The 26,243-nt window shown below is 40.5% G+C and carries 18 protein-coding genes; 3 read left to right on the forward strand and 15 right to left on the reverse strand.

The window, feature by feature from the left end; genetic code table 11:
* Nucleotides 1-1,051 precede the first annotated feature (1,051 nt).
* The 11 genes from M23134_RS30720 to M23134_RS30770 form a co-directional block, all read right to left on the reverse strand.
* The gene (locus tag M23134_RS30720) at nucleotides 1,052-1,855 is read right to left on the reverse strand and encodes an SPL family radical SAM protein (protein WP_002703265.1); all 804 of its coding nucleotides are present in this window, start codon (nucleotides 1,853-1,855) and stop codon (nucleotides 1,052-1,054) included.
* A gap of 196 nt (nucleotides 1,856-2,051) precedes the next feature.
* Nucleotides 2,052-2,762: a hypothetical protein gene (locus M23134_RS30725; protein WP_045114672.1), complete on the reverse strand. Its 711-nt coding sequence runs from the start codon at nucleotides 2,760-2,762 to the stop codon at nucleotides 2,052-2,054.
* 533 nt (nucleotides 2,763-3,295) lie between these two features.
* Entirely contained in the window at nucleotides 3,296-3,994 is a 699-nt protein-coding gene (locus M23134_RS30730) for a hypothetical protein (RefSeq protein WP_045114673.1), read from the reverse strand.
* Between the two features lie 100 nt (nucleotides 3,995-4,094).
* Nucleotides 4,095-4,961, reverse strand: coding sequence for a prohibitin family protein (locus M23134_RS30735; RefSeq protein ID WP_002703271.1), 867 nt, complete (start codon nucleotides 4,959-4,961; stop codon nucleotides 4,095-4,097).
* A gap of 294 nt (nucleotides 4,962-5,255) precedes the next feature.
* On the reverse strand, nucleotides 5,256-6,092 hold the full coding sequence (locus M23134_RS30740; protein ID WP_002703274.1) for a hypothetical protein: 837 nt from the start codon (nucleotides 6,090-6,092) through the stop codon (nucleotides 5,256-5,258).
* Between the two features lie 190 nt (nucleotides 6,093-6,282).
* Nucleotides 6,283-6,696, reverse strand: coding sequence for a hypothetical protein (locus tag M23134_RS30745; RefSeq protein WP_157558731.1), 414 nt, complete (start codon nucleotides 6,694-6,696; stop codon nucleotides 6,283-6,285).
* A gap of 186 nt (nucleotides 6,697-6,882) precedes the next feature.
* Nucleotides 6,883-8,061, reverse strand: a complete 1,179-nt coding sequence (locus M23134_RS30750) for a GNAT family N-acetyltransferase (protein WP_002703277.1) — start codon at nucleotides 8,059-8,061, stop codon at nucleotides 6,883-6,885.
* A 230-nt stretch (nucleotides 8,062-8,291) separates the two neighbouring features.
* On the reverse strand, nucleotides 8,292-9,668 hold the full coding sequence (locus M23134_RS40665; RefSeq protein ID WP_002703278.1) for an IS110 family RNA-guided transposase: 1,377 nt from the start codon (nucleotides 9,666-9,668) through the stop codon (nucleotides 8,292-8,294).
* Nucleotides 9,669-10,269: 601 nt separating this feature from the next.
* Nucleotides 10,270-11,154 (reverse strand): OmpA family protein, encoded by an 885-nt coding sequence (locus M23134_RS30760; protein ID WP_002703279.1) that lies wholly within the window; start codon nucleotides 11,152-11,154, stop codon nucleotides 10,270-10,272.
* 185 nt (nucleotides 11,155-11,339) lie between these two features.
* Nucleotides 11,340-12,461: a hypothetical protein gene (locus tag M23134_RS30765; RefSeq protein WP_157558732.1), complete on the reverse strand. Its 1,122-nt coding sequence runs from the start codon at nucleotides 12,459-12,461 to the stop codon at nucleotides 11,340-11,342.
* Nucleotides 12,462-12,471: 10 nt separating this feature from the next.
* Complete coding sequence (locus M23134_RS30770; RefSeq protein WP_157558733.1) at nucleotides 12,472-12,897, reverse strand: hypothetical protein; 426 nt, start codon at nucleotides 12,895-12,897, stop codon at nucleotides 12,472-12,474.
* Nucleotides 12,898-12,957: 60 nt separating this feature from the next.
* Between M23134_RS30770 and M23134_RS30775 the strand changes: the two genes are divergently transcribed.
* The 3 genes from M23134_RS30775 to M23134_RS30785 all read left to right on the forward strand — a co-directional run bounded on the left by M23134_RS30775 (nucleotide 12,958) and on the right by M23134_RS30785 (nucleotide 18,604).
* Nucleotides 12,958-15,486, forward strand: a complete 2,529-nt coding sequence (locus M23134_RS30775) for a tetratricopeptide repeat-containing sensor histidine kinase (RefSeq protein ID WP_002703282.1) — start codon at nucleotides 12,958-12,960, stop codon at nucleotides 15,484-15,486.
* 7 nt (nucleotides 15,487-15,493) lie between these two features.
* Complete coding sequence (locus M23134_RS30780; protein WP_002703283.1) at nucleotides 15,494-17,710, forward strand: adenylate/guanylate cyclase domain-containing protein; 2,217 nt, start codon at nucleotides 15,494-15,496, stop codon at nucleotides 17,708-17,710.
* Nucleotides 17,711-17,827: 117 nt separating this feature from the next.
* Nucleotides 17,828-18,604, forward strand: a complete 777-nt coding sequence (locus tag M23134_RS30785) for an ion transporter (RefSeq protein ID WP_045114684.1) — start codon at nucleotides 17,828-17,830, stop codon at nucleotides 18,602-18,604.
* A gap of 471 nt (nucleotides 18,605-19,075) precedes the next feature.
* Here the strand turns inward: M23134_RS30785 and M23134_RS30790 are convergent, their stop codons facing one another.
* The 4 genes from M23134_RS30790 to M23134_RS30805 all read right to left on the reverse strand — a co-directional run bounded on the left by M23134_RS30790 (nucleotide 19,076) and on the right by M23134_RS30805 (nucleotide 26,240).
* Entirely contained in the window at nucleotides 19,076-20,179 is a 1,104-nt protein-coding gene (locus M23134_RS30790; protein ID WP_002703285.1) for a serine hydrolase domain-containing protein, read from the reverse strand.
* 358 nt (nucleotides 20,180-20,537) lie between these two features.
* Entirely contained in the window at nucleotides 20,538-24,626 is a 4,089-nt protein-coding gene (locus tag M23134_RS42660; protein ID WP_157558734.1) for a PKD domain-containing protein, read from the reverse strand.
* A gap of 221 nt (nucleotides 24,627-24,847) precedes the next feature.
* A complete protein-coding gene (locus M23134_RS30800; RefSeq protein ID WP_002703287.1) occupies nucleotides 24,848-25,558 on the reverse strand; it encodes a DUF6498-containing protein in 711 nt (236 codons plus the stop codon).
* Entirely contained in the window at nucleotides 25,527-26,240 is a 714-nt protein-coding gene (locus M23134_RS30805; RefSeq protein ID WP_045114675.1) for a DUF6498-containing protein, read from the reverse strand. Before M23134_RS30805 ends, M23134_RS30800 begins: the two co-directional genes overlap by 32 nt.
* Between the last annotated feature and the right edge of the window lie 3 nt (nucleotides 26,241-26,243).

Genomic DNA, 26,243 nt, shown 5'->3' on the forward strand with positions numbered 1-26,243 from the left:
TACACGACTGTGTAAGGACTTCTGGGTTGGCAAGTAGGTCAGGCTAACGCCCAAAGACCCACACTGAGACGGTATTTTTGGTGAACTGCTTATGACGAGGTTAAGGTAAAATAAGGCAAGAGAGCAGTTCACCCAACAAGTGTAATAGAGAAATGATCATTTGGAATGGGCACTAAAGTAAAAAACGAGACCCCTAACAGAATCTCGTTTTTCTTTCCTAACCCACAAAAGCTTTATTAAAATATCTTTTGGTTTAGTATATATTCAAAACCAAAGACCAAAAAGCATTTTTAGCTTGAAGAATATTTTTTAAGTGATTGATAATCAGTAAAATAAAATTTTATTTTTTTATTTTCACGGAAGTAGGTGAACTGCAAAAATAGTGATTTTTATACGTTATTTCGTAATGGTTTTGGTATTTCGTTAATGGGAACAATCCCTTGTGGTTGCTCTCCTTCGTGAAGGTCTTACCGCAGGGTGACCTGAGCAATTCCATTCGAAACGTTGTGTACGACTTGTGTAAGAGCTTCTAACAGTTTGTCGTGCTTGTTCAATCGCATAGCAACCAACTCCAATACTACCCTCCGTGAAGGTCTTACCGCAGGGTGACCTGAGCAGTGCCATTCGAAACACCATACACGACTTGTGTAAGGACTTCTGGGTTGGCAAGTAGGTCAGGCTAACGCCCAAAGACCCACACCTGAGACGGTATTTTTTGGTTGAACTGCCTATGACGAGGTTAAGGTAAAATAAGGCAAGAGAGCAGTTCAACCAACAAGTGTAATAGAGAAATGATCATTTGGAATGGGCACTAAAGTAAAAAACGAGACCCTAACAGAATCTCGTTTTTCTTTCCTAACCACAAAGCTTATTAAATATCTTTGATTAGTATATATTCAAACCAAAGACCAAAAGCATTTTGGCGTGAAAAATATTTTTTAAGTAATTGATAATCAGTGCAATAAAATTTTATTTTTTTATTTTCATGCAAGTAGGAAAGGTGCAAAATAGTAGATTTTATACGTTATTTCGTAATGAGTACGGTATTTCATTAATTTATTCCCACCTTTTTTGCCGAAAAACCATCTTTACCCTCACTGAGTTCAGGTAGATACTCCCTAAGTATTTTAATGGTCTCCCGATACTTCTGATCGTTCCAACCCATCTTTTCCATCATTTTAAGTGCATCTTCGCGAGTATTTGCCACAAACTTGCCTTTGCCCATGTGAAAATTTTGTGCAATGTATTTGGTGATTCCTGTATTTGCCATTTGTTGAGCAAAAGTATGGGCACTGGCTACTGGCAATAGGGGAGTCAGGCTAATACAACTCTCAACCCCTGCCTGGTGTACTTCAGCAATTGCTTTTAAGCGAGTTTTGTTAGAAGGACACAAAGGCTCAAATGCTTTTCTTACCGTCTCATCATCTGTGGTAACGGTCATATTTACCTGCACCTTGTCGAACTTCTGTAACAAATCTATATCACGGGTTACCAGTGGGCTCCGGGTTTGGATAAGCAGCGTAACCTGATGGTAATCGAGTAACTCTTGTAGCAATTGGCGGGTCAGTTTTAGCGAACGCTCTACTGGTTGGTAGGGGTCAGTAACACTGCTTAGGTAGATTACCTTGTCAATCAAGGGTTTTTTACGCCACTTGGTAAGTAATTGTAAAGCATTGTCTTTTACCTTGATCCAATAGCCCCAGTTGTCACGGTTTTGTTGGGTAGTGGCAAAAAAGGCCGCATAGCAATAGTTGCAGCCAAACGAGCAACCCGAATAAGGGTTGAGGCTGTAGTCGTAGCTAGACAAAAAACCTTTGGTAGGAGTCAATATAGAGGAAGCATCGGTATAAGCCACACTTGCTTGTCCTATGTTGGTTTTTTTTGTGGGTTTTGGCTAGGAGTGTTAGGCGAAGATTCAGGAAAAAGGTTTTGTTGCATTTTAGGGCATATTTTGAGTGTACAGTCTGTTTACAAAAATAATTGTATGTGGGCACATTGCCAAAGCCCAATCATAAAGAATGATCACTTACCTTTAAACTAAATGTGATGGATTAATCACTAGTAAATACTTCAAGGTATTTACCATCTTTATAATACATTATCTTACTCGATTTACCATAAAGCATATAGTTAAAGGCTTCATTTTTTAGTATCAATGGTTTACTAGGGTCATACGTCTTTACTTTGCCTGCAGGTTGTAGGCTAATCCCTGCCCCCAAACTTGCTTTGCCCTCAATTTTGCCTTCGTCCGACACCTTAATTGCTTCGTAGCCATCATCAGTTTTATGAAATACCATCAAACGTGCTTCGTTGGCTTTGTTTATAAAAAAACCAGCGCAATCTTCTTTACCATCACCATTAAAATCCCCTTTTACCACAATACTTTTTTCGTATTTGATCAGGGTATCACTTGGGTCAATTACCTTTTTAAAATCGTTGCTTAACCATTGTTGAGGAGTGACCAATGCCCAACCTTTCATATTAGCTTGCATGTATTTGTAAAGTTCAGGAGCAAGGTATTCTTCATCGGCAGTAAAGCCATTGTGCTCATCACCCCCTGTATACCCAGTAGAGGAAGGGTCTACCTGAGTGCTTGTAGTATCACTACTTTGTTGGTTACCTTCATTGTTTGAGGTAGTGTTGCTTGTGGTGTCGCTAGAGGTAGTATCTGTGTTTTCAGTGTTTCCGCCTTCTCTAGTGCCTCCACAACTTGCACAAACAGCAAGTAAAATACACAATGTCAATGTGTTAAGATAGTTCATAAGATTGTTCGATTTTTGATAAAATAAAAAAGCAGCAAAAGAGTTTCTCTTGCTGCTTTAATTTAATAAATGTGACGGTCTTTCAATGCCGATTTAAATTTTATCTTCTTTTACCCACAGCGATAATGTCAAAAAAGCCTCCACTGCCTTTTTCACCCATTGATATCGGCATTACTCCATTCCATTTTTCTATAGCTTTTAACTGTGATTTTTATAAGTTGTTGGAAATCAATGTGATACGAAAGTGTAGTTACCTGTGAACCGAATCTACAGCAGTTTGCTGTGATGAGCTCAACGCAGTTAAACAGGGTCTAGCACCGATATTCATCGGTATCTAAGGACTTGCGACTTGTCGCTTAAAGCTTGCTCCCTGTCTGGGCTTTTAACTGAATCAATTGGTCACTTACCGATTCACACAATAGTTCTTGAGACCTTGCCTGAGCCTTGGCAATTTCTATTGGTGCACTGGCTTGTTCTGCTTCAGTTTTAATCCGATTCAGGTCATTCTTTACTTTTAAGCGAAATGTTATGGACTAATCTCTGGTAAATGCTTTTACATATTTACCATCTTTATAAGAGATGATATTATCTGATTTACCATAAGTCATATAGACAAATGACTCATTTTTGAGAACAAAAGATTCACTGGGGTCATACATCTCTATTTTACCTGGAGGTTGTAGTCTAAGCCCCAGTCCTAAACTTGCTTTGCCCTCAATTTTACCTTCGTCCGACACTTTAATTGCCTCATAGCCATCATCAGTTTTATGAAATATCATCAAACGTGCTTCGTTGGCTTTGTTTATAAAAAAACCAGCACAATCTTCTTTACCGTCGCCATTAAAATCTCCCTTTACTACAATATCCTTTTCATATATAATGGCGGTATCACCTGGATCTACTACTTTCTTGGCATCATTACTCAACCATTTCTCACGAGTTATTAGCGCCCAGCCTTTCATATTGGCTTGCATGTATTTGTAAAGCTCAGGCGCGAGTAATACCTCATCGGCAGTAAAGCCATTGGGCTCATCGCCTCCTGTATATCCTGTAGAGGAAGGGTTTGCCTTGGTGCCTGTAGTATCACTATTTTGTTGGTTACCTTCATTGTTTGGGGTAGTGTTGCTAGAGGTGGTATCTGTATTTTCAGTGTTTCCACCTTCTTTAGCGCCTCCACAACTTGTACAAACAGCAAGTAAAATGCACAATGTCAGTATGTTAAGATAGTTCATAAGATTGTTTGATTTTTGATAAAATAAAAAAACAGCAAAAGAGTTTCTCTTGCTGCTTTAATTTAATCAATGTGATGATCTTTCAATACCGATTCAAATTTTATCTTCTTTTACCCACAGCGGTAATGTCAAAAAAGCCTCCACTGCCTTTTTCTCCCATCGATACGGGCATTACTCCATTCCATTTTTCTATAGCTTTTAGCTGAATCAATTGATCGCTTACCGATTCACGCAATAGTTCTTGAGACCTTGCCTGAGCCTTGGCAATTTCTATTTGTGCATCGGCTTCCCCTTTGGCTTTAGCCTTGGCTTGCTCTGCTTCGGTTTTAATCCGGTTCAGGTCATTTTTAGCTGTCAAAGCGCGTTGTTCGGCAATTTGTTTTTTCTCAATGGCATCGTTAAAGTTGGGCGAAAACTTAAAATCTACAATAGAAAAATCAGTGACAATGATATTGCTTTTTGCCAAACGTTTTTTGATATAAGTAAACACATCCTGCTTTACCTTAGGGCGTGACGTGATGAGTTGTTCGGCGTTGTAGCGTGCTGTAGCAGATTTGATAGACTCTTGCACAGTAGGTTGAATAATGGTGTGTTGGTAGTCCATGCCCAGGTCTTGGTAAATCACGTTGGCTTTTTCTTTAGACAAATAAAAATTGAGGGCAACTTTAGAAGTCACCGTTTGTAAGTCTTTAGATGAAGCGGTTGCGTTTGCTTCCATTTTTTGGATTCGTACATTTAGTTTTACTACTTTCGTCCGAAACGGCATGACAGTATGAATGCCCTCACCCAAAATGTGTTTTTGTACTGCACCAAAGTGAGTAACTACTCCCACATAGCCCGAAGGCACCGTTTTAACCACCGAAAAAAGGCTGAATATTAGAAATAATACCAGTACTCCTACGGCTACTTTTAATCCATTACTTCTCAGTGCTGAAGCTGCGGCGTTTGTTTTACCAGATTTACTCATGTTGTATAGGTTTAGGGTTATTTACAGTTTTATATAATCAATACTCCGCAGTGATTTTAGTCAAAGTTGTTTGCTGGTTCTCAGTTATTTACGAATTTAAAAACTATTTAATTGGGTGTTTGGGCGTAAAACCGACACACTTTTAAAAATAAATTGAGTAAGCAATCTTAATATAAAATACTGGTTTACAGCATTTAACAAGGTAAACATTTACTCGTATCAGCTACCGACTATCGACTAAATACTATGGACTATTGATAATATTAATCAATTTTAAGCATAAATGATATCTTTTTAATAGACACTTACGTGCAAATGGTCGTCGTGTCGTACTGCTTGACATCCATGAAAACCAATTTTGGCATAATTTACCCCCCAACGGGTTTTTAGGTAGGGCTCCATATACATTACTTGTACCTGTGGTTGAAACGCGAATAATTGCATCATTTTACGTGTTCGTGGTACGTCAATGTCAATATTCTTTTGAAGCCATTTGGGGTATATTCTTCGTAGAATATTGTACTGCCAAAAACCTTGTTGAGCGCATATTTTTGCCACATTATACTCTCCTTTTCGGGGTGTTTCGCAACCTCCATACCCTATCAGGCTTTTGGCAGTTTGCGGTAGATATTTTTGGGTAGTGGCATCTTTATACAAAAAAGCAAGGTCTATTTTTTTTCCGTCATTATGACTCAAGTGTGGCCAAAGTGGGTATCCTTTTTTGAATGGAAAGTTAGCATCCATATACGCAATGATGGTAGCAGGATATTGTTTTCTTAGTTGTTTGCTTACAGTCTGCAATATATGTATTAGTTGTGGGCGCACGTAGTGTCGGTTGCATAGCCAGGTAAAAGTGTTTAAAGGCTTGATACCTGCGTGGCTGTTGATGGGCAGGGGAACTCTGCCAAAGTAGCGGGCAATTGGAGGCAAAACCAATAAGATGATGGCTAAATAACTAACAAAGTGTATACCTATGTTTAAGAGGTGTTTTTTCCAACGGGTGCTAAAAGAGCGTGTGAGTAGGGGAACTATGGGCAGGAGTAATAAATAGATAAGCCCTCCTATTTGAGTAAATAAGGTAAGCAGGGCTGCAGTGAGCAGGTATCCTATGTATTTTAGTAGTTTGATCATCTACCTGAAATTAAAATTTATCTGAATACAATTGTGTTGACTTATAGCAATGTACAAAGATTATACGGTTTGCTTGCCCAAACAGTTATGTAACATTGGTAGCCAAAGCAGACAATTTATTACAGTTGAATAAGACTTTTGCGGCATGTTTTTTAGGAAGCAGTGTGGGCACGCAATAAGGAGCCGTGTATTAACTGATCGTTTCTTTTACCGAGCCCACCAACCATTGCAAGGCATCTTCTTCGTTGGTAAAATACTGAGATGGAATAAGTGGGGTTTGCTGGGCTGACTGAAAGATAAGCTCGGCACTGATGACCGTGGCACTTTTATTTACATTTATTTTTTTAAAAAGATTGAGCAATTGTTCTTGTTGCCAGGTTTGGAGGTCAGACGAAATCTTGAATTTATTTTGGGCGTTATTGAAGAGCCAATAATCGGGCGAATACTTTTCTACAGTTTTGATCACATGGGTCAACTCTTTTTTATAAACTGCCTCTTGTTGGAGAGTGGTTTCGGGCAATGCTACCATTTTTAAGAGTGAATGTCTGGCATCGAAATAAACGGTATTGAAGCTACTTGAATATATTTTTTGGAAGTTATACATGGTGTCAGCAAATGGTTTTGTGGTTAACCATATACAAAACTAACGTTTAGTTAAGAAATTAGTTGATTCATTACATTAAGGAATTATCAATTTTATCTCAATACGCCATTATTCTTAGCAGGGGGAATAGGTAGCATCTATTGAGGCAAATAAATGCTACCAAAAAGCTTTTGTTAGGCAAGAGAACTATTTCATAACAGGCGCTTTCTCAAAGACTGCATTTTTGTCAAACAGCAACCTGTAAGTCGTGTGTGTTTTTATAATTTTAAAACCAAACAGGCGACACATTTTTACCATAGTGGTATTAAAATCCCCGATCCAGTTTAGCTCAAGGTTTTTGTACTTATAGTGAGGCAACCAACCTGTACACCTTCCCCAAGATACTGCCAGCGCAGTTTCTACACCTTTTCCCTGAAAGTCGGGCACCACCCCAAATACCAAACCCAATGCTGTATCACAAACCCCACGGTTTTTGTAATACAAAAACTTAAGTTTGCCCAAAAGGTTGAGCTTTCCATTGACATACTTAAAAATGTGATTGACCTCAGGCACCATGACAAACATACCAATGGGGCGATCGTTGTGATAGCCAAACCATACCAATTCTTCTTCGAGAATGGGTTTCATTTGTGCCACTGTAGCCCTGGCGCGTTCTTTGTCCATTTTGTCTACTCCACTGTGGTTTGCCCAGGCTTGATTGTAAATCTCTCTTAAGTCGTCAGTGTATTTATCCAGGTGTTTTTTAACCAATGGCTTAAATGTGTACTCTTTTTGTGGGATAATCCTGTCGGCTAATTTAACCAATCGTGCTGGAAAGTCAGCCTGAGTACCTATAATCCTACCAAAAGTGTATTGCTGAAAATAATCTTTAAACCCATACGCTTCGAAAAAAGGTTTGTAATAAGGGAAGTGGTAGTTCATTCCATAATTTTGAGGAATATAACCTTCGGTAAGCAAGCCCCAAAATTTTTCGCGGTTTCCAAAATTAATTGGGCCATCCATGGCTTCCATTCCTTGGGCTTGATTCCATTCTTTGCAAGCATCAAATAACTTAAAAGCCACCCCCTGATTGTCTATGCACTCAAAAAAACCCATTCCACCAGTAGCTTGTTTGTTTCCCTTATCAGAGGTTTGTGTATTTACAAAAGCCGCTACCCTTCCTATGGTTTTACCTGCATCATCTTGCAAAATCCAGCGTATGCATTTTCCATGGTTAAAATAAGGGTTTTCATTAGGATCAAATACCGCCGCTACTTCTTTGTCTATAGGGCGAATCCAGTTTTTGTCATTTTTATACAATCTTACAGGAAGCTGTATAAACTCCTTTGCCAGTCTTTTATCGTTTTTTACTTCTAACAATCTCATTCCTGTTCGGGCTCAATGTATACTATGATTTGAAAAGGCGAAAGATAATAATTCTTTAGGCTAAAGAAATTAAGAGCGAAGAGATTTTGATAAGATAGGTGACTTCAGGTCGTAAGCAAGGCAGTATTTTATACCTTGCTTATGACTTGGGTTCTTTTCTAATAGTACTTAGTCAATACTTACTTTTAACTACCGATTTCATAAGTACCCTGTTTATCAGCACTTTAATTTTATATTTTTTCTAGTTTCAAGCCCATTTTTCGGGCTTGTCTTTCTAAGGCTTTGAGTTTTCGTTTTCTGTTTTGCTCTTGATATTCCTCTGCTGTTTTTCCCCGATATGGTGTTTTGTATTTCATCATATTGTAAAAAATAGTAGCTAGTTTTCGGGCAACTGCCTGAACAGCAATCCCTGAACCTTTTCTAAGACTTAGGTTCCGATATAAGGCTCCCAAGTGACATTTGCTATTATTGAGCCCCCAAGCAGCTAATTTAAATGCTTGATGTATCCGACTGTTATTCATATTTTTAAAATGCCCCAAGAGTTTATCTCCTGATATTTTTCTTCTGGGTGCAAGCCCTGCCCAACTCGTGAAATGTTTAGCATTTTTCCAATGACTCATATCAATTCCTGTTTCTGCTAAAATGTTGATAATCGTATTTTCTGAAAAACCATCTACTTCTGTTAAATCGACCCCAGTAATATCTTTGAGATAAGAAGCAGAATCAAATGAATATTCATTCTTCCTCTTTGTTTTTTTTTTTACTCGGCTTTGCCAATCTTCCTTTGCCACAATTTCTCCTGTATCCCATTTATGGAGTATTTGCTCTATTTCTGTCTCACATTCATTGATTTGTTTCAGGACAAAATCATAGGCACTAAGCGCTTGTTGGAGAGAAAATAAGTGCGCTTTACGAAAGTTCCCTTCAAGTGATAAAGTAAACTCTTCTTTGGTGGCTTTGAGTGTTTTATTATGAAGTTTTGCCAGTTCTACACTGGAGTGCTCTCCTGCTGCAATAGCACGAATAACCTTCATTCCTAGTTTACCTTCAATATCTGAAATCACATTCTGTATTTTGACATTCATCAGCTGCAAGGCTTTACCTACATGTTGCATGTGTTGCACTTTTTGCTTGGTCAATTGTTGCCGCTGGCGTACATAGGTGCGAAACTCTCTGACATCCTGTGTAGGAATAAAAGAAGCAGGCAATAATCCATAACTATGTAATGTATGTATCCAACTACAATCAGAAACATCACTTTTGCGTCCACTTACATTTTTAGGATAACGAGCGTTTACTAAGACCACATCAAAACCTCTGTCCTCAAGAATTTCATATAAACTTTGCCAATATATACCTGTGGCTTCCATTGCCACACTTTCTATCCCCAGTTCACTAAACCAATCTGCCATGCGATGCAAGTCTGCGGTAAAAGCACCAAAGTTTCTGATGTTATCTTTTGTCAGGTGTGGTGAAACAGCTGTATAATGTATATTGTTTGCAATATCTACCCCGGCCACTTTTAACCTAACCTTGGTTAGCTCATCAGACAAATTCACCTTTTTAGAGGCTTTGCTACTTTTTATTTTAGTCTCCGATTTTTTCATCACAGATTAATGCACTAAATTGAACCTTTATTGAGTAAAAAGAGGGTTTGACAATAGGTTATATACATGTAATATTCTTTTAAGCGGGGTAAAGTCTCTGTCAAGACTTTCCACCATTAGGGGAATCATTGAACCTATTTGCACCAAGCTTTTAAGCGAGCTTTAAAGCATCACTGCACTAACGGTGTCTGACAAACCCTCTTCTTTACAAATATCTATACTATTTGAAGTAATCAAATAATACTGCAACTTAATAAGCTACTTGTCTTGGCTATACGAATCCTTAGGTAGTTGCCTGGGGAACAGGCAAACCTGTCGGGGCTTTTAACTACGCTTTTCATAAATCACTGAAAATCAACGTGATATAAAAGTGTAGTTACTTGTGGAACAGGGTCTAGCTTGCGACTTGTCGCTTAAAGCTTGCCCCCTGTCGGGGCTTTTAACTATGATTTTTGTAAGTCACTGAAGGTCAATGTGATATGAAAGTACAGTTTGCTGTGATGAGCTCAACACAGTTAAACAGGGTGTAACTTGCGACTTGTCGCTTGAAGCACCGATATTCATCGGCATCTAAGGACTTGCCCCCTGTGGGGGCTAAGTACTAATCTTTGATAGGAGAAGGATTGGTGAGTATTCGTTTTGGGGTATTCTTTTGAATAATGGGTAATTGAGCACCTGTCTCCAGAATGGTATAACTCGACACTGTACATACCCGGCGGCGGTGGTCGTTTTGTTGAGGGTTACGTAGTTTAGGGGGCAGTTGTTCTCCTTTGCCTTCTGCGTTTATGTCAAGCATTACTTCCTTGTCAGCGTTGGCAAACTTTTGATTTAAAACTATTGACAGGTATTGTTTGATGGCTGTGGCGCGATTGAGCGATAGCAAACGGTTTTTTTCTTTACGTTGTTGGTCACTTTCCCCTTTTACAAATCCTTGTTCGTCGGCATAACCCGTAATATTGAGTTTTACTTGCATTTGTGCACGATAAACAGTCAATACTTTGTGCTTAAAATACTGGGCAAACTGGTTAAGCGATACCACCCCAGCTGCCCTGAGTTGGGCACTGCCTACCTCAAACAACACATCAGACTTTAGTACATGTTCGGTACCATTGAGAATATGTTGGTTGGTTTTGTTAAGTAGCTGATGGGTGCTGTGTAGTGCACGTTTTATTTTCCTTATTTCATAGAGGGGCATTGCCTGGTTACTGGCAATCTGACACCGCAACTTGTGATGGATTTTGCTCAGTTTTTTACTTACGTTATCCAATACTGGGTAAAAGTTTTTGGCTACACTATGTGGGTTGAGTTTAATCCTGCGGTCTACCAGTAGTTTGAGCTGAGCAGTTTTAGATAAATGTTGTTTGGTTTTCCAGACATACTTATCCAGTGTTTTTTGTTGGTAGCGGGCAAAGTAGGCAGAACGGCAGCTTACCATAAGTAAAGCAACTATACAAAAATGGGCAACAACACTTATTTTTTTAGGCATGATGTTTCTATCAGGGTCATTGATGTAACTCAGAAGCTAAATATAGTCATTTTTCATACATAGTTAAAAAAGGCGGATGGGTTTCTGCGACGAAACCCAGTAAAGGCTATTACTCTTAACAGCTAAAACTTGTTGTGTAAACAGTGCTGATTTTTTTCCTGTAAAACCTGAAAACTTGCCTGTTGTCAAAGACCCAACAACTTTGTACTTTTAGGCAGTCGCCTGAGGCGAATACTCTCCCAGTCGATAAAAAATAAATAGACCAACATCCAAGGGGAGTAATACCACCCAATACCAAATAATAAAAAGGTGCCTAAGTGAAAGAGGGTGCCAGTCAACAAAAACGTTAATTTAAGCCTGGGATACAAAATAATTGTGATAAACCCCAACTGAAACAACATGGCTGTTAATGGCAACACAGTACACCAAAAATCACTGGTAGCAATCCAAGCACCAAGTGTGGTAGGGTGGAGGTACAAATAACTGCGAAAACTATGGGGAGATGCCCAGCCAATACCACCAATGAGGAGTTTTTCTAGCCCTGCCTGAAAGTAGGTAAAAGCAATGCTGAACTGCATCAAACGCCAAGGCCAGGCCGCTACTTGTTTTTGGGACTTTAACTGTCCTTTTTGGTAGTGCCAGGCAAGTATAGGTACAAGCAAAGCCACTTGGGTAAGTGTAGCATACGTATGGTCTGTTTTGTGAAAACAATACATGTACCCTTGTAGTAAAACAAACAAAGTCACGCTTACAATGCTTGCCCAAACTACCCTAAATTTACACAAAAGTGCAAAGTTGGCAAACAAAAAAACACTATATAACACAAGCAACCAAAAAGGAGACGGGAAGGGTAAATGGAGCAAACGATAGGGGAAGATAGGGGTATAGAAAACAGTGGCATTGCCAAGTTTATTCAAGTAAATGTACCAGTCCCAGGTAAACAAAAACAGGATACCCGTAAAAACCTGCAGTTGTCTTTGTACATTGTAAACCGTGGTGGGGCGGTTCCAGTAGTGCTGAATTTTTTGGCGCAAGCCAACCTTGTATTGATATAGGTATATAAAGCTTAAACTCCCCAGGCTTATGAGGGCAAACCGCCCCACTACCTGATCGGCTTTGTCAAGGAAAAACTCTAGAGGAAAACGCTGCTTCTCTACTCCAAACCTAGGATAAATACGCTGTACTAGCGTTTGGAACCATTCAGGGGCTTGTTGTTGGTAGGCAAGGGTTACCCAATGACGCCACTCTAGCCAGTAAGCAAGCAATAAAGTGCTCAATAGTAGGGCAATACCCCAGTATATGTACAAGGGTGTTTTTTTATGGTGCATCGGGTGTATAAGTTTCTACCAGGCTGCTGTCTTTGCTTACCTGGTGTAGGTTGTTCAGTTTTTTGGTGACTACTATCTTGTATAATTGCCAGGTTTTGAACTCTAGCCTGGGGCTTTGCCTAAAATATATAGATGAAACTGCTTTCAGAAAAAAAACAGTCTGACTTTTGTAATAGTAGTTTCGAGCAATGTATAGAAACTGGTTTTCATCGAAACCAATGCTTTGTGGAGAAAAATAATGAGTTTTGCCTTGGACATCTTTGCAGTATACCCTGAATTGCTCGGTTTGCACCTGACTTTTTACTGGTTCGGCAAACATTCCAAAACGCCAAAAAGGATATAAGTTGCTGAGCATTATAAAAGGTATGCACATACAAAAAAACATTGTCCAGATGGTAGTATTTTTAAAATTCATTATTTACTTTGAAGCTAGATTGCGTTGCCAATACAAAATTAGAAAATAATAACAGGGATTATGCGTTCAGGATGGATATGTTTTTTGTGTTTTTGGGCAAATCTGGGAGTTTTGTTATGTAGTACTACTACCAACAGCTTTGCCCAGCAAAACCGATCTTATAGAATTGTTGCTAACCAAAATGCTTTGCCCACAATAACGGCTGATACAATGAAGGTTAAAGTATTGAATCAATTGTCGGAAGACATTCAGTATACCAACGGAGTAAAAGCGTTGAATTATGCCCGTGAAGCTTTGGTGCTTGCCCAAAAAATGAAAGATACTTTGGCTATAGCCTGTAGTCAAAAAAATATGGGCAATGCATATTATCGACTTAAAAACTTTAATCGCGCGCCTGTATTTTTGCAGCAGGCATTGAGCAACTACACAAAACTAAACAACAAAGCAGGAGAAGCCGACGCGCTCAATGGTTTGGCAAGTGTGGCCATAGAAGATACCCCTGACAAAGCCCCTGACTACCTCAAAAAAGCCCTACAGACTGCCCAAGATGCCAATTATAGCCGAGGCATTATGACTGCCCATCAAAACGAAGGAGATTATTATGTCAGCCAGGGAGATGACAAAGCCTTGCAACAGTACCAAAAAGCAGTAGACACTCCGTTGGACTCCACTGGAGGGCTTCAGCAAAAAGCTGATATTTACCGTACAATGGGTGACTATCAAAAAAAGAAACAGAAGTATGACGAGGCACTGGAGTACTATGAGCAAGAGCTAAAAACCAGAGACAAAGCCGGAGACAAGGTAGCACTGACCGAAACATTACAAAATATAGGGGGTGTATATCAACAAAACAAAAAAGATGACGAGAAGGCGCTTGAGTACTTTTTTCAGGCTTTTGTGGTTGCCAAAGATTACAACGATCAATTTGATGGACAGCGCATGGCAGGAGCCCTTGAAGGGATTGTAGACAGTTATGGCACATTAGCCGAAACCAAACAAGACCAAGGTAAACTAAAAGAAGCCCGCGAATACCGTAAACTGTACAAGGCATACAAGGCAAGACTGGAAGCTGTAAGAAACAATCCTAAAAATACTAAAATAAAAACGGTATATGTACCCAAATACATCACCAAAAGCGCTGGCAACAATAATAATAACAATCCCATGCCTGAAAGCCAGCGGGTACGTTTGCTGGAAATAGAGAAGCGTCGTTTGTTGGTAGACAACCTGGTAAAAAGCAAGCGCATTGGCATACTCGAAGCGGCTAAAAAACGGGCAGAGTTGATCAATCAAGAGGATTCTATTCGTTTATTGCGCAAAGACAAAATTATTAGCTTGCTTAAAAAAGATACTACTGACAAGGCAGAAACGATTACTACCCTTAGTCAGGAAAAAGAGGAAATAGAAGCAGAGAAAAACCGTCGCCTGTGGTGGTTGATTGGCTTGGCAATCGTTGCTTTGTTGTTAGTATTGTTCTTGTTGTTGCGTAAGCGCCAGATCAAGAAAAAAGCAGCCAAAGAAATAGAGTTGCATAAAAATAAATCGGTGAATCAGATCAACTCACAACGGAGAGAAATTAATGAGCAAAAATCTGCTTTGCTCAGACAAACCGAAGAATTGAACACCGCCAAAATACAACTAGAGGAAGTAAGCAAAGAAAAAGAAGGCTTAAACAAAATATTAAAAGAAGACATTGCCCCACCTACCCGCACGGTGGTTGATTTGCTCAAACCTAACGCAAGCGAAAATCTAAACCGGGCAATGGTGTATCAGTCGGGAGTACAGATCATGAACTTGCTCGACAACGTAGACCAGGTGCAGGTAGTCGATGATGCCACTATTATTTTACATAAAGAAAATCATTCTATTTACAAAGTGTCGCGCAGTGCGCTCGACAAAGTTTCAGACCTGGTAACGGCTAAAGGCATTGAGGTAGACAACCAGATTAAACCTTTCTTTTATGCCGCCTTTGACTATGAAATTGTAGAGCGTATATTTTTAAACTTTTTTGCCAATGCCCTCAAATACACTCCAGAGGGAGGTAAGGTGTCGTTGAACGCTCAACCTGTAACCCGCGAAGATAAAGATGTGCTGGAGGTGACCTTTCGTGACAATGGGGTGGCAGTGCCCGAAGACAAATTACATCGGGTATTTGATAATTTTCCACCCGAAGTGGCACGCCCTGCCGGGTCGTCCTGGGCTTTTAACAAAAAAATGATTGAAGCTCACGGTGGCAAGGTAGAAGTGTTGCCAGCTGATGAAGGTTTGCATGTCACGTTTACTTTGTTAGACGCCAAGTCGCTCGAAGATGTAGATTACAGCGATTTGCTGGGAGTAAAAGACAGTTCACCTGAAATAGTAGAGGTAGACATTGATTCGCTGGAATTTACCAAAGAAGAAAAGGAAATCATGCAGCCTTTTATGGAAGAATTTGCCCAGTTAGAATATTACGAAACAAGTGCTCTTAAGGCAGTATTGAATAGAATTGACCCTCAAGGAAATAGCAATTTGACCAAGTGGAAGAAGGCTTTGGAGCAGGCGATATTGTATTTAGATGAAGAAAGTTACACAAAGTTGACCCAACTATAGCGTGCCCATGGAAAAATACAATGTGCTGGTTGTAAATCAGGATTTTAAAAGTTTGCATACCATTTTTGACTATTTAGAAGATGAAGGTAAATACAATGTAATGAACGCCACCAATGCTCAAATGGTGCAGCGAATTATCCGTAAAAAATCTCTAGATGTAGTGTTGTTAGACTGGGAAACGTCTATAGCGTCAGAACTGGAGGTATACCATTATTTACAACAACAAGCGTCTACCCGTGAGGTACCCATTGTGATCTCAAGCCACCCTGCCCGTACCCAAACAATCAATGAAATAATTACTACTCATATATCGGCGTTTGTACCTAAACCCATCGAGCGTACCTTGTTGATTCAATGTATTATACAGGCTATAGCTGGACACAAACAGGCTAAAGAGCAAAAGTTAGCTGAAGAAGACGCCCTGGAAACAGCCCGCCAAAAAATGCTGGAAGAGGAAGCACGCATTGCTCAGGAGAAGCAAAAGGTGGAAAGTAAGAAAAATGCTGTGCTGGAAGAACAAAAGCGCCTAAAGGAGGAGCTTGAGCAGGAAAAAACGCGTTTGTCAGAAACCAAAGCTCAGCTGGAAACCCAAAAAAAGCAAATACATCAAAACCAAAATTCTATAGAGGCCACTAAGGGCAAAATTGAAGAAACTCAGGAGAGTCTGCAGCAAAAGGCCGGAGAGTTACAAAAAGCACAAGAGGAATTGTTGCAAGATAAAGAAGTCCTGTTGAATGAAAAACAGATGTTTGCCAAATCTAAAGAAACGCTTTTTAAAGAGAGGGAGAGGGCATTAAAGGATACTCAACAGCAGCAACAACGACTGGACACCCAAAGTAAGGCGCTGGAAGAGGCAAGAGCTACCTTGCAGCAAGAAAAAAAACGCCTGAAGCAAGAAAAAGAAAGTGTACAAGCCGAACAGCAACGTTTGAAACAACAACAACAAGCCCTAAAGGTGGCAAAAGACAAAGTAGCACAAGAAGAAGCGTTGCTCAAAACTGCTTCGCAAGAATTGCAACAAGTACCAACAAAGGCTTTGACCACCAGGAATGAAGAGAATACCCAGATGGCTAAAGATGTTGTTGCGCCAGCGAATACTCCGATAGTGCACAGGTCAATCAATGAAAAACAGGAAACGAAAGTAGTAGATAAACACTCAGAAGAAACATTGAATAGTACAACTGACCTTACCCCCAATGCTTTGCAAATGGAGCGAGACCAGTTAGAGCAGGCAAGGCAGCAGTTGTTGAAGGCAAAAGAACGTTTTGAGCAGGAAAGAGAAGACTTTTTAAACAACCGTGACCAGTTGTTGATGGAAAATACCAAAGCCCGTGAAAAAGGCAACGACTTGGCGCACTTGCAAAAATCGGTATTGGCGACAAAAGCCCAACTAAGTAAACTAGAAGAAGAGCTTACCCACAAGCAAGCCCACCTTAAGCTGATAGAAATGGAAGAAAAGGCGGCAAAACGTACCAATTCGGCTATTCCGGAAAAAATACAGGAATCGTTGCAAGCAGTAATGACAGACGAGGCTCCTTTGAGCATACAAGGGGAGAGTTTTTCGAAGCTACTGGAAAAGGAAGCCGCTCGATTGCATACTTCATCGTTGATGCAGTACATCTTGCCCGAAGAAATTGCCCGTGACCTGGAAGAAGCAGATTATGTGCATGTAAATTATCACCCAAGTGTGAGTATTTTGTATCTGGGCTTTGAAGATTTGATGAACACAGTGCTCAAAACTGACCGTAGTCGCCTGATCAATGAGCTTGAAGTATTTTTTAAAGCGATTAATGACCTGGTGCAGCAATATGGGTTGGAACGGGTGCGCACCAAAAATAATATGTATGCCTGTGCTCACCGAACCTTGGGTACTGGAGATCCAATGCCTTTGCTCAAGGCGAGCCTTGATATTCGCCAGATGGCACTCAATTATGAGGCTGATTCACAAGAGGTAAACAACTTGATCAAAAAAATGTATTTGGGTATCAATACCACCGATGTAGTAGCCGGAGACACCCATCACAAACGTTTTGCTTATGACATCTGGAGCGACATTATTCAGACAACCCACCACCTAAAAAAGAACTTGGACATTCCGATACATTTGCTTCAGAACACCTACCGACTAGTGCACGATCAAGTAGACTGCGAGCACGTGGGCAAAATAAGAACTAACCGTCGGGGCGATTGGCAAGTATATGAATTAGTAGCAGTACATGGGTAGTGGGCATTACTGACAGTCATTGACTCACCTTCTTGTTTGCCCAGCGTTTATTTTGGGCAAATAAGTTTGTACAAATAAACGTTGATAATTACCATTTTACCTAACATCAAAGTAAAAATGTCGCGAATATTTACCAATGATCGAGTCATCTTTATTGCGCTGCAAATCAACATACTTGTGTTGTTTTTGTTGTCTTTCAGCAGCCTCAAGGCAGAGTTTGTCATTTTTGAATACATTGACCTGAGCTGTACCCTGTTCTTTTTGATAGAGGCAGTTGTCAAGATTAAGCAATATTCGTGGCGGGGCTATATCAGTTCTAATTGGAATAAGCTTGATTTTTTGATTGTAATGTTAACCACCCCCTCGTTACTCATCTTATTTTTACCTATTCCCGACTTTACTTTTTTGCTGGTGCTCAGGGCATTTAGGGTGGCAAAGTTTTTTCGTTTTTTACAATTTATTCCTCACCTGCAAGACTTACTCATAGGGGTAGGGCGTGCCCTCAAAGCTTCGTTATTTGTGTTGTTAGGGTTCTTTTTTTACAACGTCATTGTCTCTTTGTTTACCTATTATCTCTTTCGGGAAATGGCACCCAAATACTTTACCAATGGTTTTGAGGCATTTTATATCATCTTCAAAATATTTACAATGGAGGGCTGGTATGACATACCCGATGCCATAGCCAAAAGCGGAGCTGCCTGGATGGGAGTGGCTACCCGCGTTTATTTTATGTTGATTGTGCTTACCGGGGGCATTTTTGGGTTCTCTATTGTCAATGCCATTTTTGTAGAAGAAATGATCAGCAACGAAAGCGAAGAACTTGAAGAGCGTATGAAAAGGGTAGAGCGAAAGCTGGATTTTTTGATAGAAAAACTAGAAGATCGAGAAGAGTAAATAGTTGTGTGAAGTATGGTCATAGACCACCTGCAAGCTCTTAGATATATTACTAAGGAACCTGTTCAACATAAGTGTCGAGATTGAGGGCGTATACTCGAGGCTGGCTGAGGCACTTTTTGCAGTCGTAGCCATAGCTACGGCGAAAACCGATGGCTGCAGCCCTGCTGCGCCGAGCTCTGCCAAAGGCTAAAAATAACAAAAGGCAGTAATGAGAACCGCAGAATGAAGTTCAAGCTCTGCGAAGCTAATATGTTCTAAACCGGACAGCTTCAAAGTCCCGATTTCTTATCGGGGTTATTGTTGAGGGCTATGCCCGAAATCCCGTTTACGGGGCGAACATGTTCCTAAGTAAAATGCTGCTGTGATGAACTCTACACAGTTAATCTTACTTACATAAGCAGAATAGTAAAGTAAGACCACTGGCAATCAATTGACTGCCAGTGGTCTACTCGGTGGTTAGTCGCTGTTCTATTCCCAATAATGATGAGCTACTTTCTCGATTATCTTATGAGGAGAACTACCTGTTAAATTTGTCAAAAGAATAATTGTCAATTTATCTTTTGGATAAATAATTAAAGCTGCTCGTCCACCACCAATGGGCGCAATTCCGGGATGCTTCTCTCTCATTATCACTGGCCATCCGTATCCATAACCATTTAGAAAACCACCAAACCCTCCATATTTATTGTTGTTTAATGGTACAGCTGTCCACATTTCTTTAATACTTTTTTTGGAGATAAACGTGCCTTTATCCAAAGCCATTAGCCACTTTTTCAATGCATTTGCTGTTGAGAATGCACCAGCGTCCGCCCAAACAATAGGAGCAAAATCTTCTGATATTTCGTACAACTTTTCTCCTTTTATGTATTTGTTTGTCAGCTTATTTTTTTTATAAAAACTATAAGTAGTGCTTTTGTTTTGAACAACATCAAAAGAACTTCCAAAATATAGGTTTTTAGTTATTCCAATTTTGTCAAACTGGCTTGTTTGTAAAAACTTTAAATAACTTTTTCCACTGATTTTTTCAATCAGTTTTTGAATTAAAACATAGTTTGTTTGAATGTAGTCAAAGTATTTACCTGCTTTAAATTTAATCTTCTTCTTTTTTACTTTTTCCCAGGCAAACTTCTCTCCTTTTCCACCAATTAGCCCACCGTTTTTTGTATCCTCTATATCAGGTAGCCCAGATGTATGACTCAACAGTTGTCGTATTGTTATTTTCTGCCATTGAGTGGGCAAGCCATCCAAATAATCTGAAATAGGATTTGATAGATTAACCTTCTTATCTTCTACCAATTTCATAACAGCTGTACCGGCAAACATTTTTGAAAGCGAATTAATGGAAAAAATCGTGGCATTGTCAACTGGTACAGAAAATGCAACATCAGCCAGTCCTACCGACGTTGAAATGATTGTTTTGCCATTTTTAATGACAACTATTCCACAACCTGGTATTTTTTCATTTTTAATTTCCTGCTTTAATTCAGTTAAGAATTTTTCTTTTTTTTCTTGAGCTATAGATGAATTCATCACCATAAAAAAAGCTATCAAAGCCCAAAGTAGTTTGTTCATAAACTTAGTTTTTTAATTGACGATAACAAAGAGAGCCTTGATATAGTCCCCTTGGTTATAATTTCATTTGCGCAGCGTCTTCCATCATCTACTTTTTTGTGATGATATCCAAGACTGCAACTTATTATTTAATTCCTTTAAATGTAATTTAATTTTGGCTACTGGGCTTAACTTTTGCCTTTTTTAAGTCTCATTTAACAATTTCAGGAATCGGTGTGTTAAAAATCGTTAATGGCTTGTGACACCGACATTCATCGGCATCTAAGAACCATTATTAAAAGTCGGGATGACTTCAGGCATAAAAAATCCCCTATTAAAATTTATATTTCAATAGGGGAGTATAGTATGGTGTAGAATCTTACCTTTTATAAAAACGCTTGGTTGCCCATCTGCCATCTTCCAGCAATAGCTGCAATAGGTATACACCCGTAGGCAACGACGATACATCAATGCTGAATTGGTGTTGCGGCGTGTTTGAGCGCTCTATCAATGACTTTACCTGTGCCCCCTGCGCGTTAAATATTTTAAATTGAGCGTTCCCTAACTTCTGTTGAAAGCGTAGCCTTAGTTGCTTACTTACCGGGTTAGGGTACAGTGCCAGTTGGTAGCTTAATGAAGCACTTAAATCAGTACTTGGGTCAAAGCTAAAGTCGGGCGACGACGTTGGACAACCACTCTTGACAATACTTACCTTGTATACTCCAGGCTGAGTAGCCTCCAAAGTACTGCTGGTGGCATTGGCTATAGCTTCTCCGTTCAAAAACCAAGTATAGGTGGTCGCATCGTTTACCGAAGCCATCAAAGTATTGCCCTGATGGCTGATACTTACACTAAGATTGGTATTGTTATAATCATAAGATGCAGAAGAGCGACTACACCCATTAGAGTAGTTGGTTTGTACCGTATAAGTACCGCAATTGGTGGGTGTATAAGTACTATTGGTGGCGCCACTGATGGCTGCTCCACTTTTGAACCATTGATAGTTGGCACCAGCGATTTCTGCGGTAGATAAAGCCCCATTACTTTCTTGTATAACAGGCAGTGGACTAGACTTTACAAGGACTTGTATTGTTTGCGAAGCCACAGTTATTCCATTGCTGGTCACCAATACTTTATATGCTCCGGCAGTATTTGTTTCGTAACTATCGCTGGTGGCGTTGGCAATGTCAACGCCGTCTTTTTGCCATTGGTGAGTGTAGCCCGCCCCGGTATTTGCCTGAAAAGTAACCTTGCCTCCATCGCAAAACTCGGTGGCGCCAGAGGCATTGATAGACGCAAAGTGAGAGGCCTCATTATTGGGACCATTTACCTCAAAATCGTCTATCATGATACCGTCTATTGCGTAGCCATTTTCGTGGTTTGATGAGATCTGAAACACAAAACGAAACGCTACACTTGATTTACCAGCCAGCGCCGAAGCATCATATACTGTAGTAACATTGTTCCCGTCAAAACTCCAGGATTTTTTTGAATCTGTAACAGCATTTGTTCCACAGCTTTGCCCTTCTTTACTAGGGCCTTGTTGATACCAGTTGCTACTACTTATAGGGTTGCCAGTGGCTGCCCCTAATACTTGCCAGGTGACCCCGTTATCGGTAGAGTACTCCAGGTTGGCGCCTTGCGGGGCATTGCAAAACTGGGTTTCCATACTCATTTTAAACTGAATGGTGTAAGCGCCACTTGCCGAAAAGTTGAAATTAGGTGTTTGCAAAACACTTTTATAATCTCCCTTTACAATGTCGGCATCCAAGTCGGTTTTCCAGGCATTGCTGCCCGAACTCAACATAGAAAGCGTATTGGAAGGAGTACCTCGCTCCCAGGGGTTGATAGAACCCTCTATAGCCTCTGCACCAAAATCGTTAAAGTTACTCTCAAAATTGCCACCTTGCGCCAAAGTATAAGGAGTACCATAATTGGGCAGAATATGCACCGCGTTATTAATGGTTTGAGTAGTGGTGCCGTTGATGGTAAGTTTTACATTGTACATACCTGCGGCAGTGTAAGCGTGGGTAGGGTTTTGCAGGGTAGAGGTAGTACCATCACCAAAGTCCCAGCTCCATGAGGTGGCTTTCGCCGATAGATCGGTAAACTTGACCCCAATGCCTGCATAGTTTAACCTTTTATTTACCAAAAAATTGGCAATGGGTGTACTGGCAAAAAAATCGGTGGAAAACATACCCCGTCCGTGGGTACCCGCAATGATCGTATTGTCTGAATCACGGATTTGTAACATATCTACCCGTACATTTGCCAAGCCATTGTTAGACGCCACCCAAGTAGTATTGATTCCCTTTATTTCTTCGGCAAACCACACGCCCAATTCAGTAGCAAGCATGGCTTGTTTGCCGTTGTTGGGGTTAAACAACGCCCACCTTACCGGAATATCGGGCAAGTTACCTTCTACATTGAACCAAGTCGTTCCCCCGTCAGTGGTTTCCCACACACTGGTTACCCCGTAGTTTGAGTAGGTCACCAGTAAATGATTGTCGTTGCCTTTTTCTATAGCTACACAAGATACTGAAGCCGAAGCGGGCATACCTGCACCAGCATTGATAGTGGTAGCCGAAGGGCTACTTGTATGGGCATTGTCTACTCTTACTATATTGCCATTGTCTAGCCCAAAGAATACGCGATGAACGGTATTGGGCGATACCGCAATATGGGTGATGCTGGCACTTCCAAAAGCAGCCACATTTATTTCCGAGGTACTGTTACCCGTTTGCGGGTCGTTCCAGCGCAGGTAAGCGCCAGTATTAGTAGCTGCATATAGTATATTGGCATCATTGTCATAGTCGGTAGGGTTGATAAAAGAACCAGTGCCAGACAACGCATGGTTTACTTTAGTAAAAGTGAGTCCACCGTCTGACGAACGATACCAATTGTTGAAAGTAAAAGAAGTAAATTGATAAGTAGGTTCATTTTGATCTATGTGGGCAAAGCCTCCATCACCCCCGGTTACTTCTACCGATTTGCCCACCAATACATCGTTGAGCTTATGTGAGCCATTGTCTTGGGTGCCACCCAGCATGTAGTTTTCTCCAGCAGTAGGGTGCAGGGCACAACTGTAAAACTGACTGGTGTTATAACCATTTTCTTTGCTTATAATAGTAGGTATTGCCTGGCTACCATCTTCGGTATAGTAAATACCTCCATCGTTGCCAAACAATATTTTATTGGAGTCAATAAAAATAATGGTATGGTGATCAGCGTGCACCAAGGGTACATCCAGGCTTGCCAATAGATTGTTATTTGACCATTTAGAGATTTGAGTCCAGCTATCACCGCCATTGGTAGACTTAAATAAGTCTATGCCCCCCGTAATTACGGTGTTTTCGTTATTGGGGTCTACCGCAATGATTAAGTCATACCAGGCTTGCTCTCTGGTAAAGTCCGACGCCGAAATATCAGTATCTGCATCTACAGGTTTGGCACCCATGGCTGTCCAGTTGGCACCACCATCGATAGACTTGTAGCCCCCGTAAAAGCCCCTTCCACTGCCTTGCATCATGGCGTATAACACATTGGCATTGCCCGGCGCTACGGCAAGCTCTACCCTTTGTATATCGCCCGATGCCGGAAACCCCACAGGAGTGTTCCAGTTAGCCCCTCCATTGGTAGAGTAACGATAACTACCTCCGGTAAAAATGCCCAAGCCTACGTGTATAGTACCATTGCTGCCAATTTCTACATCAGAGATTTTGTCTTGTGGCAAGCCCGCTAGTTTGGTCCAGTTGCCCCCTTGATTGGTAGATTTGAACAAACCCGAACGAGTACCTGCGTAGATTTCTCCGCTGGCACTAATGACAATTTTTTGGATGTAACTGCCTCCGTCAAAAGGAGTTTTGCCCCAACTGATCCCTCCATCGGTTGTTTTCCAGATTCCTCCACCCCTTACCGCGTCAAAGTTTCCCCAGCCCTCGCCAGTACCAAAATAGATTACCTTAGGGTTAGAAGGGTCTGCCGCTATAGTTACAATGGCAAGGTTGTCAAAAAAGTCATCTACCTTGTTCCATACAGGTTTGTTTAAGGTAATATCGGTTGTTTTCCAGAGTCCACCCGATACCCCGGCAGCAAAAACTGTTTTGCCTGAGGCATCGTTGGGGTCTACCAATATGGCACGGGTTCGTCCTCCCACATTGCTTGGACCACGCTCTCGCCAGCGAATATCCGTGGATGTAGTACGGGAGGTTTTCCTAAGTTTTTCTTGTTTTTGGATAAAACGATGACCTGCTTCAAGCCTATCTTTAGGAACGACTTTCAGGCTGGGGTCGCGAGTAAGCGCATACTCTTGTTTCCAGGCGAGGTCCATGCGGTCGTATTTACTCATTTTTTTTGCTGGAGGTACGACCTTGGGTGCTTCCTGGCGTTCTTTTTTTGTATAGTTTGTACACCCGGCGAGCAAGCCGAGCCCTATGAAACCTAAAAACAGATAAAACCTGTGCATCATACTTTGATCTTTTAAAAAAAATGTTTGCGTTCTCAAACGGTTGGCAATTAGCAATCTTTTAAACGAAACGCATAAATGTTGGGGAATGTTCTTAGGGAGGTTTAATTTATACGATGTGATAATAGATGCAGGAATATACGAATGAGCGATTGGGAGGGTATATTTTACTGTAAAAAACGAAAGCCAGTTGCCGCTATTGTATCTATAAGCAGTGGCAGGCTTTAAATCCCGTATTTATAATGTTCGCGGTAACGCAGGTAAAAGTCTATAGCCATTTTGATAATGACTGACAAAGACAGCCAGGTAAGCGACCAACGGTATTCTAAGATAATGGCAGCCCCTCCTACAATCCACACTTGAGTAATAAATATTTGCCAGTAAGGAGCGCGCATAAGGTTGTCTATAGTCATTTTAATGTTTTCTTCTCCCTTCAGAAAATTCTGGCTAAAGGCCGTGGCGTGGCTTATCAGAATAAGTATATAGTTGTAAAATAAGAGATTGCCAGGGTTGAGTACTTGGTGGTTGAAGTAAGGCTTGAGGGTAAACTTCCAAATAGTACGAATGCCACTAGAGTCCAGAATCACCTGTTTATAGGCAGTGAGCACCGCCAAAATACCAATATAACATACCCCCAGAAAAACGGTAAAATGGATAATAAAAAACGGAACCATGATAATTTTAAGGTATTTGGGTGCGCGTTGAGTACCCCTTACCCATAACAACTTTACCAGGTTAAAAAAGCCGATGACTACTACCTCAAAACCAAACAAGAAGAGCACATCTATAGTTTGCCATCCAAAAAACACTAAACCAAATAGAGGAGGTAGGTTGGCAAGAATCAAAATAGCCACATCTACCTTATAAAGTTCGCTGCGCAACTCATCAAGACGTACTTCCCGGTTAAATACTTTCGCTTTCTTGGTGATTTTCAATACTTTTTTTATTTGGTTGATATTTCAATCTTTCCTGGATGTGTGCTCTGAAATCAAGAAAGATTTTTAAAACTACTAACAATACGACAAAAACCATATTATTCCCCCCTAAAGCCAGCAACAAAAATGTACCGCCAATGACCAAAAACTGTTGCAGGAAAATGCGCTTATAAGGTTGAAACATGAGTTCAAGCAGTACTACATTTTTATTTTCTCCTTCTACCAGGTAGTTTTTCACAAAAGAATATAAATGGCTGAGCACAATAGACAGGTAGGCAACGCTCAGCAAACTATTGAACTGTAGTATACCCAATAGGTAGTCTTGTGCCGATACAGTATAACCGCTACCCGATGGGGTGGTCATAAAATTGGCGTTGTTGAGTTCGGGCAGTAGCACAAAAGAGATGATAAAAAATCCTTGGATACCCACAAAAACATTGTAATGCACAATAAAAAAAGGCACAAGAAATATTTTCATACAGCCAGGCATGTCATCGTCTGTACCGGCAAAAATCATTTTAAAAACATTGAAAACTCCCACCACAAAGGTTTCAAAGACATACAACATGACTACATCAGATACTTTCCAATGGAGCACCAATACCCCAAATATGGGCAAGAGGTTTACTAGTATGACAATGATAACGGAAGATCTGACATTTTCTCTGGCTTTGTGCTGCATCTG

Origin of the sequence: Microscilla marina ATCC 23134, assembly GCF_000169175.1 — a bacterium.
GTDB classification, from domain to species: Bacteria; Bacteroidota; Bacteroidia; order Cytophagales; family Microscillaceae; genus Microscilla; species Microscilla marina.